Annotated in this window: 22 protein-coding genes; 18 read left to right on the plus strand and 4 right to left on the minus strand. The window is 73.6% G+C overall.

Annotated features, from left to right (window positions below):
- Genes GUY59_RS31830 through hypE form a run of 11 tightly spaced genes read left to right on the plus strand, consistent with a single transcriptional unit; the run spans window position 1 to window position 6,880 of the window.
- Window positions 1-456 (plus strand): NifU family protein, encoded by a 456-nt coding sequence (locus GUY59_RS31830; RefSeq protein WP_132339515.1) that lies wholly within the window; start codon window positions 1-3, stop codon window positions 454-456.
- Window positions 453-1,103: a DUF5947 family protein gene (locus tag GUY59_RS31835; RefSeq protein WP_138203885.1), complete on the plus strand. Its 651-nt coding sequence runs from the start codon at window positions 453-455 to the stop codon at window positions 1,101-1,103. Before GUY59_RS31830 ends, GUY59_RS31835 begins: the two co-directional genes overlap by 4 nt.
- Window positions 1,100-1,318: a hypothetical protein gene (locus GUY59_RS31840; RefSeq protein WP_201761588.1), complete on the plus strand. Its 219-nt coding sequence runs from the start codon at window positions 1,100-1,102 to the stop codon at window positions 1,316-1,318. The genes GUY59_RS31835 and GUY59_RS31840 overlap by 4 nt, the downstream gene beginning before the upstream one ends.
- Before the next feature lie 26 nt (window positions 1,319-1,344).
- Entirely contained in the window at window positions 1,345-1,962 is a 618-nt protein-coding gene (locus GUY59_RS31845; RefSeq protein WP_161714797.1) for a DUF6084 family protein, read from the plus strand.
- A gap of 6 nt (window positions 1,963-1,968) precedes the next feature.
- Entirely contained in the window at window positions 1,969-3,021 is a 1,053-nt protein-coding gene (locus tag GUY59_RS31850) for a hypothetical protein (RefSeq protein WP_138203881.1), read from the plus strand.
- Window positions 3,018-3,899, plus strand: coding sequence for a hydrogenase maturation protease (locus GUY59_RS31855; RefSeq protein ID WP_236667699.1), 882 nt, complete (start codon window positions 3,018-3,020; stop codon window positions 3,897-3,899). Before GUY59_RS31850 ends, GUY59_RS31855 begins: the two co-directional genes overlap by 4 nt.
- A gap of 11 nt (window positions 3,900-3,910) precedes the next feature.
- Window positions 3,911-4,018, plus strand: coding sequence for a DUF6893 family small protein (locus tag GUY59_RS51490; protein WP_425465130.1), 108 nt, complete (start codon window positions 3,911-3,913; stop codon window positions 4,016-4,018).
- A gap of 6 nt (window positions 4,019-4,024) precedes the next feature.
- Complete coding sequence (locus tag GUY59_RS31860; protein ID WP_138203879.1) at window positions 4,025-4,390, plus strand: hydrogenase maturation nickel metallochaperone HypA/HybF; 366 nt, start codon at window positions 4,025-4,027, stop codon at window positions 4,388-4,390.
- On the plus strand, window positions 4,368-4,640 hold the full coding sequence (locus GUY59_RS31865) for a HypC/HybG/HupF family hydrogenase formation chaperone (protein ID WP_138203877.1): 273 nt from the start codon (window positions 4,368-4,370) through the stop codon (window positions 4,638-4,640). The genes GUY59_RS31860 and GUY59_RS31865 overlap by 23 nt, the downstream gene beginning before the upstream one ends.
- A gap of 24 nt (window positions 4,641-4,664) precedes the next feature.
- The gene (hypD, locus tag GUY59_RS31870; protein WP_138203875.1) at window positions 4,665-5,810 is read left to right on the plus strand and encodes a hydrogenase formation protein HypD; all 1,146 of its coding nucleotides are present in this window, start codon (window positions 4,665-4,667) and stop codon (window positions 5,808-5,810) included.
- Complete coding sequence (gene hypE / locus GUY59_RS31875) at window positions 5,807-6,880, plus strand: hydrogenase expression/formation protein HypE (RefSeq protein WP_252375082.1); 1,074 nt, start codon at window positions 5,807-5,809, stop codon at window positions 6,878-6,880. The genes hypD and hypE overlap by 4 nt, the downstream gene beginning before the upstream one ends.
- Here hypE and GUY59_RS31880 read toward each other — a convergent pair.
- Genes GUY59_RS31880 through GUY59_RS31890 form a run of 3 tightly spaced genes read right to left on the minus strand, consistent with a single transcriptional unit; the run spans window position 6,863 to window position 8,279 of the window.
- Window positions 6,863-7,462 (minus strand): D-sedoheptulose-7-phosphate isomerase, encoded by a 600-nt coding sequence (locus GUY59_RS31880; RefSeq protein ID WP_132341774.1) that lies wholly within the window; start codon window positions 7,460-7,462, stop codon window positions 6,863-6,865. The two genes, hypE and GUY59_RS31880, sit on opposite strands and share 18 nt — an antisense overlap.
- On the minus strand, window positions 7,459-7,734 hold the full coding sequence (locus tag GUY59_RS50940) for a HypC/HybG/HupF family hydrogenase formation chaperone (protein ID WP_171055494.1): 276 nt from the start codon (window positions 7,732-7,734) through the stop codon (window positions 7,459-7,461). Before GUY59_RS50940 ends, GUY59_RS31880 begins: the two co-directional genes overlap by 4 nt.
- A complete protein-coding gene (locus GUY59_RS31890) occupies window positions 7,731-8,279 on the minus strand; it encodes an SIS domain-containing protein (RefSeq protein ID WP_138203871.1) in 549 nt (182 codons plus the stop codon). The genes GUY59_RS50940 and GUY59_RS31890 overlap by 4 nt, the downstream gene beginning before the upstream one ends.
- Before the next feature lie 233 nt (window positions 8,280-8,512).
- Between GUY59_RS31890 and GUY59_RS31895 the strand changes: the two genes are divergently transcribed.
- The 7 genes from GUY59_RS31895 to GUY59_RS31925 all read left to right on the plus strand — a co-directional run bounded on the left by GUY59_RS31895 (window position 8,513) and on the right by GUY59_RS31925 (window position 15,786).
- Window positions 8,513-9,325, plus strand: a complete 813-nt coding sequence (locus GUY59_RS31895) for a M23 family metallopeptidase (RefSeq protein WP_138203869.1) — start codon at window positions 8,513-8,515, stop codon at window positions 9,323-9,325.
- A 137-nt stretch (window positions 9,326-9,462) separates the two neighbouring features.
- Complete coding sequence (locus GUY59_RS31900; protein ID WP_138203867.1) at window positions 9,463-10,416, plus strand: alpha/beta hydrolase; 954 nt, start codon at window positions 9,463-9,465, stop codon at window positions 10,414-10,416.
- Window positions 10,417-10,498: 82 nt separating this feature from the next.
- Complete coding sequence (locus GUY59_RS31905; protein WP_138203902.1) at window positions 10,499-11,671, plus strand: acyltransferase family protein; 1,173 nt, start codon at window positions 10,499-10,501, stop codon at window positions 11,669-11,671.
- Between the two features lie 36 nt (window positions 11,672-11,707).
- Window positions 11,708-13,012, plus strand: coding sequence for a sensor histidine kinase (locus GUY59_RS31910; protein ID WP_252375080.1), 1,305 nt, complete (start codon window positions 11,708-11,710; stop codon window positions 13,010-13,012).
- Window positions 13,009-13,683: a response regulator gene (locus GUY59_RS31915; RefSeq protein WP_138203865.1), complete on the plus strand. Its 675-nt coding sequence runs from the start codon at window positions 13,009-13,011 to the stop codon at window positions 13,681-13,683. Before GUY59_RS31910 ends, GUY59_RS31915 begins: the two co-directional genes overlap by 4 nt.
- An 87-nt stretch (window positions 13,684-13,770) precedes the next feature.
- Window positions 13,771-14,775 (plus strand): NAD-dependent epimerase/dehydratase family protein, encoded by a 1,005-nt coding sequence (locus GUY59_RS31920; protein ID WP_138203863.1) that lies wholly within the window; start codon window positions 13,771-13,773, stop codon window positions 14,773-14,775.
- An 18-nt stretch (window positions 14,776-14,793) separates the two neighbouring features.
- Window positions 14,794-15,786, plus strand: coding sequence for a magnesium and cobalt transport protein CorA (locus tag GUY59_RS31925; protein WP_138203861.1), 993 nt, complete (start codon window positions 14,794-14,796; stop codon window positions 15,784-15,786).
- Window positions 15,787-15,809: 23 nt separating this feature from the next.
- Here GUY59_RS31925 and GUY59_RS31930 read toward each other — a convergent pair whose 3' ends face one another.
- Entirely contained in the window at window positions 15,810-16,340 is a 531-nt protein-coding gene (locus GUY59_RS31930) for a pyridoxamine 5'-phosphate oxidase family protein (RefSeq protein WP_138203859.1), read from the minus strand.
- Window positions 16,341-16,401 lie beyond the last annotated feature (61 nt).

Here is a 16,401-nt window from a genome sequence, read left to right on the forward strand (position 1 = left end):
ATGGACGACCGCATCGCGAGGATCGAGGTCATGCTCGACGAGGCCGGCCCTGACGCGGTCGAGCTCGTCAGGGAGCTGCTCGACCTGTACGGCGAGGGCCTGGGACGGGTCATGGCGGTGCTCGACGCCGAGCAGGCGGCGCGGCTGGCCGCCGACGCGTCGGTCGCGCCGCTCCTGCTGCTGCACGACCTGCATCCGCTGGACGTGCGGGCCCGCGTGGAGGCGGCCGTCGGCGGCTCCGCCGAACTGCTCGCCGTCGAGGACGACCTGGTCCGCCTGCGCGTACGGCCGGGCGGCTGCCGCTCGTCCGCCGAGACGGCGACGTCGGCCCTGCGGGAGGCCGTACGCGCCGCAGCCCCGGAGATCGAGCACGTCGACATCGAGGTCGAACGCGACGCGACGCCGCTGATCCCGGTCGAGAGCCTGGCCGTGCGCACCGGCTCGCGGGCGCCGTGACCGGCCTGCTGCGCCGGCTCGCCGCGCAGGCGCGCGAGCGGCGGCCGTCCCCCCGGGCGCAGGCGTGCGGGCTGTGCGGCGAGGCGCTGCCCGACGTGCACCGCCACCTGCTGGAGCTGCCGTCCCGCGAGCTGCGCTGCGCGTGCCGCGCCTGCCAGGTGCTGTTCGACCACGCGGCGGCCGGCGGGCCGGCATCGGGAGGCCGGCACGTCCTCGTGCCGGACCGGCGCCGGCGGATGAGCGGCTTCGTGCTTCCCGACCCGGTGTGGGCGCGGCTCGGCGTTCCTGTGCGCATGGCGTGCCTGGTGCGCGACTCGGCCTCCGGCGGGATCGTCGCGTTCTACCCGAGCCCGGCGGGGGCGGTGCGGGCGCCCGCCGACCAGGCGGCCTGGGACCTGATCGTGCGCGACAACCCGGTGCTCGCCGAGTTGCGCCAGGACGTGGAGGCCCTGCTCGTCGACCGCGACCGCGGCGCGTGGATGGTGCCGCTCGACGACTGTTACGCGCTCGCCGGGACGATCAGGGCCCGCTGGCGCGGGCTGACCGGCGGCCAGGAGGTGCGCGCGCACCTCGACACCTTCTTCACCGACCTCGACGACCGGTCCGTCACCGTACCGGCCACCGACGACAGCAGGAGCCCAGCGTGAGCAAGAAGCACCCGATCAGGACGGGCCACCCGGACGTGCGCCCCGACGCTCCCTCCCACGTCAAAGGCGTCAAGGAGGGCAACAGCCGCGGCAATTACGGCAAGCAGGAGGGCCACCTGCCCGACGGCCGGTCCACGGCCCGGCGCTCGACCGGCATCAACCCGCGCAAACACGACCCGATCGACCCTGACATGCCCAACCTGTCGCCCGCCTGATCACGATGCCACCGACAGCACCGGCCGTGCGGATCGAGGTCCACGGCGTCGAGCCGGCCGTACCCGCCGCGGCGCCCGCCCTGGACTTCCGGCTGCGCGTGCACGCCGACGCCCCCGTGCGCGCGCTCACGCTGGCCACGCAGCTGCGCATCGAGGCCGCCGCGCGCGACTACGACGAGGACGCGCGCGACCGGCTCCAGGGGTTGTTCGGCCCGCCCGAGACGTGGGGGCGCACCCTGTCCAGCCTGCTGTGGACGCGGACCGTCACCCACGTGCCCGCCTTCACCGGCAGCGCCCAGGCGACGCTCACCGTCGCGTGCACCTACGACTTCGACGTGGCCGCCGCCGCGTACCTGCACGGCCTGCCCGGCGGTGAGGTGCCGCTGCGCTTCCTGTTCACCGGCACCGTCTTCTACCTCGACGGCGACCGCCTGCAGGCGGCCTGCCTGCCGTGGGACACCGAGGCGGAGCACCTCATGCCGGTACGCGTGTGGAAGGACCTCATGGACCGCCACTTCCCGCGCACGGCCTGGATCCGGCTGGAGCGCGACACGTTCGACCGCCTGTACGCCCACCGGGTGCGGCACACCCTGCTCGGCTGGGACGACACGGTCAGATCGCTGCTGGAAACGAGCGGAGGCTGACCGCGCATGGACCCGCAGAAGGACCCGCAGAAGGACCCGGTCCGGCAGATCGCCCGCGCCGTGCTGTACGAGGGCTACCTGCTGTGGCCGTACCGCGAGTCGTCGCTGAAGAACCGGCACCGCTGGACGATCGGCGGCGTGCACCCGGAGGCGTACGGCCGGGCCCACGAGGGCGAGCGCTGGCTGATGCGTACCGAATGCCTCGTCGAAGCGGAGCCCGGCGACACCGTCGACGTGTGCGTACGTTTCCTGCACGTCGTCATCCGTGAGCCGGTCGCGGGCGGCCCCGGCCGCCGGTCCGGCGAGGAGGCGCGGGAGCGGGAGCTGTCCCTGCCGGGCCTCGTCGTGGACGAGCTGACGCGCGGGCCGGCCGTCACGGAGATCGCCCTGCCGGCGGGCCGCCGCACCGAGCCGCTCGACGCGCTCGACGAGCCGCTCGACGGGCCGCTCGACGGGCCGCTCGACGAGCCGCTCGACGGGCCGCTGAGCGTTGGTGGCGGGCGGGCGGGGATGGTGGTGCGCAGCTGGGAGGCACTGAGCGGCCGGATCGAGGTGAGCGCGCGGCGGCTGCGGCCCGATCTGTTCGTGCTCGCCGTCGAGGTGGTCAACACCACGCGCTGGGGTCCGGGAAGCCGCGCCGACGCGCTGCGCCGCACGCTGGTGTCCGCGCACACCGTGCTGCACGCGCCGCGGGCCCGGTTCGTCTCGCTCACGGATCCGCCGCCGGAACTGCGCGAGCACGCCGGAGCCTGCCGCAACGAGGGCGCCTGGCCGGTGCTGGCGGGACCGCCCGGCGACCGTCACACCGTCCTGGCCTCGCCGATCATCCTCTACGACCACCCGGAGATCGCGCCCGAGAGCCCCGGTGACCTGTTCGACAACACCGAGATCGACCAGCTGCTCACGCTGAGCGTGCTGGCGCTCAGCGACGGGGAGCGGCAGGAGATCCGCGACGGCGACCCGCGCGCCCGCGCGATCCTCGACCGCTGCACCTCGCTCGCCCCCGAGGACCTGATGCGTCTGCACGGCCTCATGCGCAGGACGGAGCCACGGGCATGAACGACTTCTGGACGCGGATGGCCGGGCGCGGCCCCGGCGAGGTGGTCGTGGACGGGACGGTGGTCGGCCCGGGCAGCCTGGTCCGGCTGCGGCCGCGCAACCGGACCGACGTCTTCGACCTCGTCCTCGGCGGCCAGGTGGCCGTGGTGGAGAGCGTCGAGCAGGACGACGCGGGCGCCCTGCACGTCGCGGTCACGCTCGCCGACGATCCCGGACGCGACCTGGGCGAGGCGCGGATGCCCGGGCACCGCTTCTTCTACTCCGCCGAGGAGATCGAGCCGCTGGGCGAGCACGAGGAGCGGCCCGGCGGCGCCCGGGTCCTGGTCGCCGGCATCGGCAACGTCTTCCTCGGCGACGACGGATTCGGCGTGGAGGTGGCCCGCCACCTGGCCGCCGGGCCCCCCGTGCCGGAAGCGGACGTCGTCGACTTCGGCATCCGGGGCATGGACCTGGCCTACGCGCTCCAGCGTGCGTACGCGGGCGTGATCTTCGTTGACGCCGCGCCGCGCGGCCACGCCCCCGGCACGCTCACCGTGCTCGAACCGGACCTGCCCGGCGACGCGCCCGCGGGCGGGCCCGTGGAGGGGCCCGTGGAAGGGCCCGTGGAAGGGCCCGTGGAAGGGCCCGTGGAAGGGCCCGTGGAAGGACACGGCATGGATCCGGTGAGTGTCCTGCGGCTGGCCCGGCGGATGGGCCGCCTGCCCGCTCGGGTGCGGGTCGTCTGCTGCGAGCCGGCGACCGTCGAGGAGGCGCTGTTCGAGCTCAGCGAGCCGGTGCACGCGATGGTCGGGGCGGCGGCCGGCCTCGTGAAGTGCCTGGTTATGGAAATGATTGCGGAAAACGCCGGGCCGGGTTCCCGCGATCCGCTCCCACGGTGAGGTGATGTGAGATGTCGAAGAAGCGTCTGGTGAAGCTGGTCGCGCTCGGCGGGCTGGTGGCGGTCGTCGTCCACCAGTGGCCGGAGATCCACCGGTACATGAAGATCAAACGAATGTAGGGCGGCATGCACGAGATCGGGATGTGCGAGGGCCTCGTCGAGCTGATCGAGCGGCGGGCGGCGGGCAGGCGGGTCGCGTCCGCCCGGGTGCGGGTGGGCGCCCGCCACGCCGTCGTGGACGACGCCTTCGGGCAGGCGTTCACGCTCGCCGCGGCCGGTGGCACCGCCCAGGACGCCGTGGTGGAGCTGATCATCACGCCGATGACGGTCGGCTGCCGCGCGTGCGGCTGCCGTACCGAGTCGGTCGATCCGCTGGCGGCCTGCCCGCTCTGCGGCGACGAGGGCGTCGACCTCACCGGCGGTGACGAGCTGGTCCTGGAGTCGGTCACCTTCGGCGAGGAGGCGGCCGATGTGTCTCGGCATCCCGGGTGAGCTGGTCGAGTTCGGCCAGGAGCACGAGGACCTCGCCGTCGTCGACGTGAGCGGCGTGCGCCGGCGCGTCCACGTGGGCCTGCTGGCCGACGAGGGACTGCGGCCCGGCGACTGGGTGCTCGTGCACGTCGGGTTCGCGCTGTCGAAGATCTCCGAGCGGGAGGCGCAGGCGGTGCTCGACTACCTGCAGGGGCTGGGACAGCCGTACGAGGACGAACTGGACGCGCTGCGCGGCTCCGACATCGTGTAGCCGGGAAGACCATGGGAGAGAGCGATGCGGTTCGTCGATGAGTACCGCGACGCGGGCCGGGCGCGGGCGCTGGCCGGGCGGATCGCCGAGAGCTGCCGGCCGGGGCGCCGGTACACGTTCATGGAGGTGTGCGGCGGGCACACCCACACCATCTACAAGCACGGCCTGGAGGATCACCTGCCGTCCGAGGTGAGCCTCGTGCACGGCCCCGGCTGCCCGGTCTGCGTGATCCCGATGGGCCGGGTGGACGACGCGATCCACATCGCCCGGCAGCCGGACGTGATCATGACGTCGTTCGGCGACATGATGCGGGTGCCGGGTGGTTCCGGTTCGTTCCTGGATGCCAAGGCCGCGGGGGCCGACATCCGGATGGTGTACTCCCCGCTCGACGCGCTGAAGATCGCGCGGGCCAACCCGGACCGGCGGGTCGTGTTCATGGCCATCGGCTTCGAGACCACCGCACCCTCCACCGCCATGACCGTGTTGCGGGCCGCGGCCGAGGGCCTCGGCAACTTCTCCGTCTTCTGCAACCACGTCATGATCATCCCGGCGGTCAAGGCCATCCTCGACTCGCCCGACCTGCGCCTCGACGGGTTCATCGGCCCCGGTCACGTGTCGGCGGTGATCGGCTGCCGGCCGTACGAGTTCATCGCCCGCGACTACCGCAAGCCGCTGGTGGTGACCGGGTTCGAGCCGCTCGACATCCTCACCTCGGTGCACATGCTCCTCGGGCAGCTCGCCGAGGGCCGCTGCGAGGTGGAGAACCAGTACGCCCGCGTGGTGCCTTGGGACGGCAACCGCATAGCGCTCTCGGCCATGGGCCAGGTGATGCGGCTGCGGCCGCACTTCGAGTGGCGCGGGCTCGGCTTCATCGCCCATTCCGCGCTCGCCATGGCCGGCGAGTACGCCGCCTTCGACGCCGAACGCGTCTTCGACCTGCCCGGCCTGCGCGTCGCCGACCCGAAGTCGTGCCAGTGCGGCGAGGTGCTCAAGGGTGTGCTCAAGCCGTGGGAGTGCAAGGTGTTCGGTACCGCCTGCACCCCGGAGACGCCGATCGGGACGTGCATGGTCTCCTCCGAGGGCGCCTGTGCCGCGTACTACAACTTCGGGCGGTTCAGCCGCGAGCAGATGAGCGCTGCGGCGCGCGAGCAGGAGGCGAGCCGGCCGTGACCCGTGAGCAGCAGGTGCTCGACCGCATCGAGCGGATGCGGCGGCGCAAGCCCGTCGTCAGAGAGGAGCGCATCACGCTCGCCCACGGCGCCGGAGGCAAGGCCACCCAGACGCTGATCGAGGCCGTGTTCCTGGAGGCGTTCCGCAACCCGATGCTCGCGCCGCTGGACGACGGCGCGCTCGTGCGGCTCGGGGACGGTCCCGTGGCCTTCACCACGGACTCGTACGTGGTCTCGCCACTGTTCTTCCCCGGCGGCGACATCGGCGACCTGGCCGTCAACGGCACCGTGAACGACCTGGCCATGTGCGGGGCCCGCCCGGTGCACCTGTCGGCGGGTTTCATCCTTGAGGAGGGCTTCCCCGTCGCCGACCTGCGGCGCATCACCGCCTCCATGGCGGCGGCCGCGGAGCGAGCGCAGGTGACGATCGTCACCGGTGACACCAAGGTCGTCCAGCGCGGCAAGGCCGACGGCTGCTACGTCACCACGGCCGGGGTCGGCGTCGTCGAGGAGCCGGTCACGCTGTCGGCCTCCGGCGCGCGGCCGGGGGACGCGGTCATCGTGTCGGGCCCGATCGGCGCGCACGGGGCGGCCATCATGCTGGCCAGGGACGACTTCGGCATCGAGGCGCCGATCACGTCCGACACCGCGCCGCTGCACGGCATCGTCGCCGAACTGATCAAGGCGCTGCCGCGGCACGTCAGGACCCTGCGCGACGCCACCCGTGGCGGGGTGGCCACGGTTCTCAACGAGGTGGCCCGCGCGTCCGAGGTCGCCGTGGTGCTGGACGAGGAGCGGATCCCGGTACGCCCGGAAGTGACCGGAGTATGCGAGCTGCTCGGCCTCGACCCGCTCTACGTCGCCTGCGAGGGCCGCTTCGTGGCCGTGGTCGACGGCGAGCACGCCAGGCAGGCCCTCGAAACGCTGCGCGCCCATCCGCTGGGTGCCGACGCCGCGATCGCCGGCACGGTCACCGCCGACCCGCCGGGCCTGGTGCTGCTGCGTACCGCCTTCGGCGGCACCCGGGTGGTCGACGTGCTGGTGGGCGATCCGCTACCGCGCATCTGCTGACACCAGCTCGGCCAGCACGTGGTAGAGCGTCGCCTGCGCCTCCTGGATCCGGTGCACCGACGACGACGGGACGACGAACAGGTGCTCGGCGAGCCGTTCCTCGGCCATGCGCCCGCCTCCCGAGCCCGCGAAGCCGACGGTCGTCATGCCCATGCTCCTGGCCTGGACCAGGCCGCGCAGCACGTTCGCCGAGCCGCCGCTGGTCGACAGCGCGCACGCGATGTCGCCAGGACCGCCCAGGGCGGCGAGCTGGCGGGCGAACACCACGTCGAAGCCGACGTCGTTGCCGAGCGCCGTCACGAGCGCCGCGTCACCGGTCAGCGACACCGCCGGCAGGCCGCGCGCGGTGCACAGGCCGGCCACCGACTGCGCGTCCGTGCTGCTGCCGCCGTTACCGAAGGCGAACAGCCGCCCGCCGCCGCGGAACGCCGCCGCCAGCTCCGCGGCGGCCACCGCCAGCGGCGCCATCAGCTCGTCCAGCACCCGCCGCCGCAGTTCCAGGCTCTCCCGGGCCTTCTCCTCGGTGGACGCCCGCACGTCCAGCGGGTCGCGCCGCAGGAACGGGTACATCGTCCCGGTCATGCGCCCGGCCTCTCCACCACGGCGATCGCCTCGCCCGCGTGCACCAGCACCGTGTCGCCGACACGCGCCTCCACCAGCGCCACGCTGATCTCCTCGCTGGTCCCCTCGCTGATCTCCTTGGTGACCGCGCCCGCCCCCGCGCCCGCGCTCGCGTCGGCCAGGGCCAGGCCGCCGGGCAGCAGGCCGACCACGCGCACGAGGACGGCCACGTCGCCGCACGTCACGCACGAGTCACACACAGGGCCCGCCTCGTCGTCCCCGCCGCCGCTCACGCGCCCTCCTCCGACTCCAGGAACACGTGCGCCAGCTCCCACAGCAGGTGGTACACCGTGATGTGGATCTCCCTCGCGACCAGCGGGTCATCGCTGTGCGCGGCCAGCACGTGATCGGCCCCGACGCCCGCGCCCCTCCCCCTTGCCGACGCGTCCGCCGTCGTGCCTTCGTCACAGGTCGCCGCCGCCACCAGGGCGACGGTCAGCATGCCGAGGTCGCGCGCGGCGGTGAAGTCGCCGGCGGCCGGGCGTACGCCCACGGCGATGTCCCCCGGGCGTCCCAGCACCGGCAGCAGGCCGGGTTCGTCGCCCAGGCAGAGCGCGGGAAGCGCGAGCTTGCCGACGATCACGGGGTGGCTGAACTCCACCGCCACGTGCGCCGCGTCGGCCGCGGACGCGCCCCGGCCGAAGGCCAGCAGCCTGCTGCCCCGCCGGAACCGCCCCGCCATGGCGGCCGCCGCCTCGACGACGGCGCCGGCGTCGGCCACCAGCGCCAGGCCGGCGGACTCCCGGCCCGCGCGAACCCGATCGAGCACTCCGGCCATCCCGCCACCCCTCAATCCCCGCGTACCACGACACCGCCCATTCCACCGTGGTCCCGCACGGCCGGCGCGGCGTTCCCCGCAAGGGGTCCGGCAAGGTCCCGGCAAGTTTCGCCCCACGGCACCCGCCGGCGCGGCCGTGGAAGCCCGTACGACTGTGTGCCCGCGACGTGGGTAGGTGGCGAGGCCGGCCGCTCGCGCGGCGACGTAGACGTGATCCCCACCGAAAGGACGTCATGTTCCCCGTGATCCTCGCCCGCGCCCGGATGCCGGTGATCGTCATCGGGCTGCTCCTGGCGGTCGGCGAGTTCGTCCACCGGCTCGAGTGGCTGAGCGTGGCGGGCATCGTGCTGTTCCTGGCCGGCTTCGCTTCGACCTTCCTGCCTACGGGCTCCGTCCGACGCCGTCCGATCCCGGTCGCGAGCCCCGTGCGGGGACGCTGGCTCGCGGTCAACAGCCCGGCCGACAAGGTGCCCAGCCACGGAGTGCACGCCTACGGGCAGACGTACGCGGTGGACCTGGTGCACTGGCCGGACGAGAACACCGAGTGGAAGCCCGTGGTGAGCAGGCCGTTGATGAGCCGCCCCGAGACCTTCCCCGGTTTCGGCAGCCCGGTCCACGCCCCCGCCGCCGGCACCGTCGTGCGCGCCCGGGACTTCTGGCGTGATCACCTGAGCCGCAACTCCTGGCCCGCGCTGGTCTACGTCATGATCGAGGGATTCGTACGCGAGCTGACGGGCCCGAGCGGCGTGCTCGGCAACCACGTGATCCTCGACCTCGGCGACGGCGTGTACGCCGCGTTCGCCCACCTCAGGCGCGGCTCGGTCCAGGTGCGCAAGGGCGAGCGGGTCGAGGCCGGCCGGCTGATCGGGCAGTGCGGCAACTCGGGCAACTCCAGCGAACCGCACCTGCACTTCCAGCTCATGGACAACCCGCACCCGTCCATCGCCGCCGGGCTGCCGTTCACGTTCGAGGAGACGCTGTCCGACGGCACCACCCACCACCGTGTCCCGAGCAAGGACGAGCCCCTGCTGTCGCCGTCGCGGTGACGATCGCATGAGCGTCTGCCACCCGTAGTACGTAAGAGCTACGCGGCAGGTGCACCCCGCAGCGGGACGCCGGTTACCGGCGGTGATCCCTACCTTCGAGGCCCGAGTACGTCTCCGGCACGGAAGGATCACCGCCCATGGCGACCCGCCGGCGTGGCAGCATGCGCCGCGCCCTGCTCACCACGCTCGTCACCGCCTCGCTGGCGGGGCCGGTCAGCGGCGTGACCCGGCCAGGGGCGGTGCCGTCGCCCGCACCCGCCCCCGTGGCCCCTCTTGCCGGCGCGACCCCGGCCGCGCTCGCCGCGCGCTACGCGGCCGGGCGCGCGGAGGTCCGGGCCGCCGAGCGGGCGGCGGCCCGGCTCGGCCACCGGTGGCGGGCCGCCCGGTTGCGCGAGATGGCGGACCCCTCGCGGCGGTTCCTGTCCTTCGACGGGCGGGACGGCGGCCGGGCCGTGGAGGTCCTCGGCGACCTGGCCACGGCCGAGCGCATCGCCGTGATGGTGCCGGGCGCCGGCATCGACCTGGACAAGTACGGCATGTTGCGCGGCGGCTCGCTGCGGCTCCATGACGCGCTCGGCGACCGGTCGGCGGTGGTCGCCTGGCTCGGCTACGCCACGCCGAGCAGCGTGAGCCTCCAGGCGGCGACCCCTCACCGCGCCGCCGGGGCCGCTCCCCGCCTGCGCGGGTTCTTACGGGAGCTGCGCGCGGCCAGGCCCGGCGCCCGGGTCACGCTCCTGTGCCACTCCTACGGCTCCGTGGTGTGCGGCCTGGCCGCGCCAGGGCTGGACGTCGCCGCCGTCGTCATGTTCGGCAGCCCCGGCGCGGGTGTGCCGGACGCCGCCGCGATGCGTACCCCTGCCACCGTCTGGGCGGGGCGCACGGCGGGAGACTGGGTCGCGCGCCTGCCGCACACGTCGGTCGCGTTACCGTTCGTCACGGTGGGGCTGGGCGCCGACCCGGTCTCGCCCCGGTTCGGCGCCCGGATCTTCGCGACGGGCGGCGGCGGGCACAGCGACTACCTGGCGGCCGGGTCGACGGCGCTGGCGAGCATCGCACGGATCGTGTCCGGACAAGCCGGCGTCGATGCGTGACCTCGCCGCACAGATCAGGTCCGCGCGACGCGGCCCCATGCGCGGCCTCACCGCACGGATCACGTCGGCACCACCCGCACCGATGCGCGACCTCGTCGCGCGGATCGACGCCGCGACCCCGGTCGGACGCGACCGTGCGCTCGATGCCCTGCGTGCTCTGGCCATCCTCGGCGTGGTGGCCGGGCACTGGATGGTGACCGCGCTGGTCGTGGAGAGCGGGTCCGTCCGGGTCACCAGCCCTCTGCGGCACCTGCCGGAGCTGGCGCCGCTGTCGTGGGTGTTCCAGGCTCTGGCGGTGTTCTTCCTGGTGGGCGGGCTGGTGGCGGCACGTTCGCACCTCCGCGCCCGTACGGAGGGCGTGCCGTACGGGCGGTGGCTGGCCGGGCGGGTGGCCCGGTTGTTCCGGCCCGCGGTGGCCGTGCTCACCGTCTGGACGGGGGCGGCGCTGGTGATGCTGGCCGTCGGGGCCAGGCTGGAGAGCGTACAGGCGCTGGTCAAGCTCGTGCTGTCACCGATGTGGTTCCTGCTGGTGTTCGCGGCGCTGACCGCGGCGACGCCGCTGGTGTCGAGGGTGCACCCGGCCTGGCCGCTGGCCGTGGTCGTGTGCGCCGACCTGGTCAGGTACGGCGGCCTCGCGGAGGGGCTGGCAGGCGGGCTCGTGGGCGGACCGCTCTGGTGGGTCAGCGTGGCGGCCGGGTGGCTGGTGCCGTACTGCCTCGGGGCGGCCTGGGCCCGTGGCCGCATGCAGGGGCGCGCGACCGGGTGGGCGCTGCTGCTCGGCGGCGGGGCCGCCGCCGTCGCCCTCGTCGGCTGGGGCGGCTACCCGGCCGCCATGGTCGGCGTGCCGGGGGCGCCGCTGTCGAACCTCGACCCGCCCTCGCTGGCCGCCGTCACCTTCGGGCTCGCCCAGAGCGGCGCGGCGCTGCTGCTGCTCGGCCCGCTGCGGCGGCTGCTGCGCCGCCCCGCGGCCTGGGCCGCGGTGGCGCTGGCGAACCTGGCGGCGATGACGATCTTCCTGTGGCACCAGACCGCGCTGATCGCCGTCTCGGCGATCGCCCTGTTCGCCACGGACTCGTCGCCGCTGACCGGGCTGCACACCGTTCCCGACGGGCCGGGCTGGGTGCTCGCGCGGGCGGCCTGGCTGCCGGTGTTCGCGGTGGCACTGCTGGTGTGCTGCGCGGCCTTCCACGCCCACGAGCGCGTACGGCCGCCCGCCGAGCCGGTTGCGCGGCCCCCGCTTGCTGGATCATCCTGACCGGGGCGGCACGAGGGCAGAGGGGACGTGGGCGAGGTGGGCAGGCTGCGAAGGGCCCTCGGCACCGTACGCGCGGACCTGTTCACGACCCGCGCCGACCCCCTCCCCCGCATGGCGCGTCCGCACGGGCTGTCCCGGCTCCCCCACGTCCTGGTCATCCTGTACGCGCTGGTCATGGGCCTGTTCCCCAGGGGAGAGAGCATCGACCCGACGGTTCCGCTGCTCGCCATGGTCCACGCGGCGATCCTGGTGGTGGCGATGTCCCGCCCGCTGCCCGCCTGGTGGGCGTCGATCGCCGTCATGGTCGTCGGCGCGCGGACGGGGCTGACGTACCTTCCGTGGACCGAGAGTTTCCCCTGGATGATCCCCGCGCACGAGGCGGCTGCCGTGAGGCCGATGGACCACTTGGCGGTCGCGTACCCGTGGACGGGGTCCGGCATCGCCCTGCAGGCGGGGGTGCTTTTCCTGCTGGCGCTGCGGGTGCGCCCCCGCGTCGCGGCCGAGGCGCTGGCGATCACCACGCTGACGGTCGCGCTCTGCGTCGTTTTCCTGCCCCTGAGCAGCAGCACCGCGGGGCCGGCGGCCCTGGTCGTGGACGCGGCCGCGGTCGTGGCCGGGGCGGGGGTGCGGGCGCTCAGGACGACCCGTAGCCGTCTGGAGGCCCAGGAGGAGCTGACCGCCGAGGAGCGGGCCCGCCGCACGCTGCTGGAGGAGCGCAGCAGGATCGCCCGCGAGCTGCACGACGTGGTCGCGCACCACATGTCGGTCATCTCCATCCAGGCGCAGGTCGCGCCGCACCTGGTGGCGGACCCGTCCGACGAGCTGAAGGAGAACCTCGCGGGCATCCGCCAGAACGCCGTGGAGGCGCTGACCGAGCTGCGCCGGGTCCTGGGTGTCCTGCGGGCGCAGGACACGCCCGAGGACGCCCCGCAGCCCACGCTGGACCGGCTCGGCGAACTGTTCGCGAACGTGCGCGGCGCGGGTGTGGACCTCACCACCGAGACCACGGGGACCCCGCGGCCGCTGTCTCCGGGGGTGGAGTTGTCGGCGTACAGGATCGTGCAGGAGGCGCTCAGCAACGCCATGCGGCACGCGCCGGGCGCGGCGGTGACGGTCCGGCTGGCGTACCGGCCGGGCGCCCTCGCGCTCCGGATCGCCAACGCCGTGCCCGGCGCGCGCGTCCCGTCCTCGCCCGGGGCGGGCCACGGGCTGCCGGGGATGCGCGAGCGCGCGGCCATGCTGGGCGGCGACCTCGTCGCGGGGCCCACCCCGGACGGCGGTTACGAGGTAGCCGTGTATCTGCCCACCTGCTCGGAGAAAGGCATCGAGACCGTCCCATGACCGGCGACATCCGCGTGCTCATAGCCGACGACCAGGTGATGGTCCGTCAGGGTTTCACCGTGCTGCTCGACGCCGAGCCCGGCATCGAGGTCGTCGGCCAGGCCGTGAACGGCCTGGACGCCGTCGCGAAGGTCGCCGAGTTGCGTCCGGACGTGGTGCTCATGGACGTGCGCATGCCGGAGCTGGGCGGCATCGAGGCGACCCGCCGCATCGCGGGACAGCCGGACGCGGACGTGAAGGTCCTGGTCCTGACCACGTTCGACCTGGACGACTACGTCTACGAGGCGCTGCGCGCGGGTGCCTCCGGCTTCCTGCTCAAGGAGGCGTCGGCGGCCGACCTGGCCCACGCGGTGCGGGTGGTGGCGGCAGGGGACGCCCTGCTCGCGCCGAACATCACCAAACGCCTGATCGCCGAGTTCTCCCGCATGAGCGGCGCTCCGCGCGCCCCGCTGAAGGAGCGCGTGGGCGACCTGACGGAACGCGAGACCGAGGTACTGTCGCTCATCGCCCAGGGCCTGTCGAACGCGGAGATCGCCGAGCGTCTGGTCGTCGCCGAGCAGACCGTCAAGACCCACGTCGGCAGGATCCTGGTCAAGCTGGGGCTGCGGGACCGTACGCAGGCCGCCGTCTTCGCCTACGAGACCGGCCTGGTACGCCCGTCGGGTTACTAGAGCCGTTCGGATGTGCTGACAGCGAACCGGGTCCGCCGTCGGTGAACCCGCCTGGGCCCCCGGCGCCCGCAGTGCTTGGGTGGCGGGATGGACATCGTGATTCTGGGCGGGACAGCATGGGTGGGCCGGGAGGTCTCCCGGCAGGCGATCGAGCGCGGGCACCGGGTGACGTGCCTGGCGCGCGGCGAGAGCGGGGCGGTGGCCGACGGCGCGGCGCTGGTGGCGGCCGACCGGCGCGATCCCTCGGCGTACGCGCCGCTGCTCGGCCGCGACTGGGACGCGGTCGTCGAGGTGTCGTGGCAGCCCCGCTTCGTCCGCGAAGCGCTCGCCGCCCTGGGCGGCCGGGCCCGGCACTGGGCCTATGTCTCCTCCGGCAACGCCTATGCCTCCCACGCCGAGCCGGGCATGAACGAGTCTGCCCCGCTCCTGGCCCCGACCGACCGCGACGAGGCCGGCCGCGAGCTCTACGGCGAGGCCAAGGTCGCCTGCGAGCAGGCGTCGGAGGCCGTTGTGGGCGACCGCCTGCTCATCGCCCGCGCCGGGCTCATCGGCGGCCCCGGCGACCACAGCGGGCGCTCCGGCTACTGGGTGGCCCGTGCCGCGCGCGACCCGCACGGGCCGATGCTGGTCCCTGACACGCCGGACAGTCCGACGCAGGTCATCGACGTACGCGACCTGGCCGCCTGGCTGCTCGACGGGGCCGAGCGCGGCACCACCGGCACCTACAACGCCGTCGGCCCCGTCGTCCCGTTCGACGCCTGGATCGCGCTGTGCCGCGCCGCCGGCGGCCACACCGGCCCGGTCGTCACCGCCGGATCGGCCTGGCTGCTGGAGAACGGCGTGACCCAGTACATGGGGGCCGAGTCGCTGCCGATGTGGCTGGTCGAGCCGGGCTGGGAGGGCTGGTCGGCCCGCAACGGCGCCGCCGCGCAGGCCGCGGGGCTGCGCCATCGGCCCCGGGCCGAACTGGTGTCCGACACTCTGGCCTGGGAACGCGAGCAGGGCCTCGACCGCGAACGACGCGCCGGCCTCAGCGCCGAGCGCGAGCACGCACTCCTCGACGCCCTGGGCCGCGCGCCCGCGGGCGGATGACCACGCGACAATCTCACCATGATTGTCGACAAGGCCATCTACTGCGGTGGTGTGCGCGAGACCGTCAGCGGCGACATCAGCGAGGCCTTCAGCGCCGCACGGGCCCGAGGCGACAGCTTCCTGTGGATCGGCCTGCACGACCCCACGCAGGAGGAGTTCGACCTGATCACCCACGAGGTGCGGCTGCACCCGCTGGCCGTGGAGGACGCGATCCACGCCCACCAGCGGCCCAAGCTCGAACGCTACGACGACACCCTGTTCGTGGTGCTCAAGCCGCTGCAGTACGTCGAGGAGAGCTCCGACATCGAGGTCGGCGAGATCAACCTCTTCCTGGGCGACGACTTCGTCATCAGCGTCCGCCACGGACAGGCCAATCCGCTGAGCGGAGTGCGCCGGCGCGTAGAATCCGATCCCGAGCTGCTGGCGTCCGGCCCCGGCGGAGTGCTGTACGCGATCTGCGACCAGGTCGTCGACACCTACGCCGAGGTCTCCCACGAGGTCGAACTCGACCTCATCGCACTGGAGCGCCGGGTCTTCAGCGGCGAGCACGACGACGTCACGGCCGACATCTACTCGCTCAAGCGCGAGGTCCTGGAGTTCAGGACTGCCCAGGACCCGCTCATACCGGTGCTGGAGGAGATCGTGAAGGGCCGGGTGGCGTTGGGCGACGGCACCCGCGACCACTTCCGTGACGTACTGGACCACCTGCTGCGCGTGGACTCCCAGGTCGACGAGCACAACGAACTGCTCACCAGCGCTCTGAGCGCCCACCTGGCCCTGGTGGGACGTGACCAGAACAAGGTCGCCATGCAGCAGAACGCCGACATGCGGAAGATCTCCGCATGGGCGGCCGTCATCGCCGTCCCCACCATGATCGCCGGGATCTACGGCATGAACTTCGACCACATGCCCGAACTCCACTGGTCGCTCGGCTATCCCCTGAGCCTGTGTCTCATGGTCGTCGCCGTGCTCGTCGTCCACCGGCTGCTCCGCAGGAGCGGATGGTTGTGATCCGCCACCCGCTCCCGCGTGCGCTACGGCCGGCGCGTTCCGAAACGCCAGCGGGTCGCGCCGTACGGCTCCTCGGTCGCGACGCCGACCACCGTGTGGAAGACGAACCGGTAGACCTGCCAGGGCGGCGGCCCCGCGCTGGGCGCGCTGAACGGCGCAGTGAGCGCGTCACCGTCGACCTCCGCAGGCCAGCCGCCCGCGCGATAGCCGGCGGCGACCTGCTCCAGCGTCCCCGCATCGGTCACCCTGGCCGCGCTGCCGTCGAGGACGAGATCGATGCCGGGCAGCCGGACGGAGATCGTGCAGCGCGGGTTGGCCGCCAGGTCACGCGCCTTGCGGGCGGCCGGGCTGCTGGTGAAGTAGAGGTCGCCGTCCAGCCACTGCGCACCTACACCCGCCGCGTGCGGCGTTCCGTCCATGCGGCACGTCCCGAGGAAATACGTGACGTCAGGGCTCGGCACGGCGGCGAGCGCGTCACGGGCGCGGCTCCACGGCAGCTCCGCGTCCCCGTAGCGGTCGAGGTTCGCGGTCTCGTTGGGTGCTTGTTCGCTCATGCATATTGAGACCGTCGCGAGGAGGAAAACTCATCGCGACACCGGCGCCCCTGCCCGCCCC

The sequence above is a fragment of the Nonomuraea sp. K271 genome (assembly GCF_009908215.1).
Classification (GTDB): Bacteria; Actinomycetota; Actinomycetes; order Streptosporangiales; family Streptosporangiaceae; genus Nonomuraea; species Nonomuraea longispora.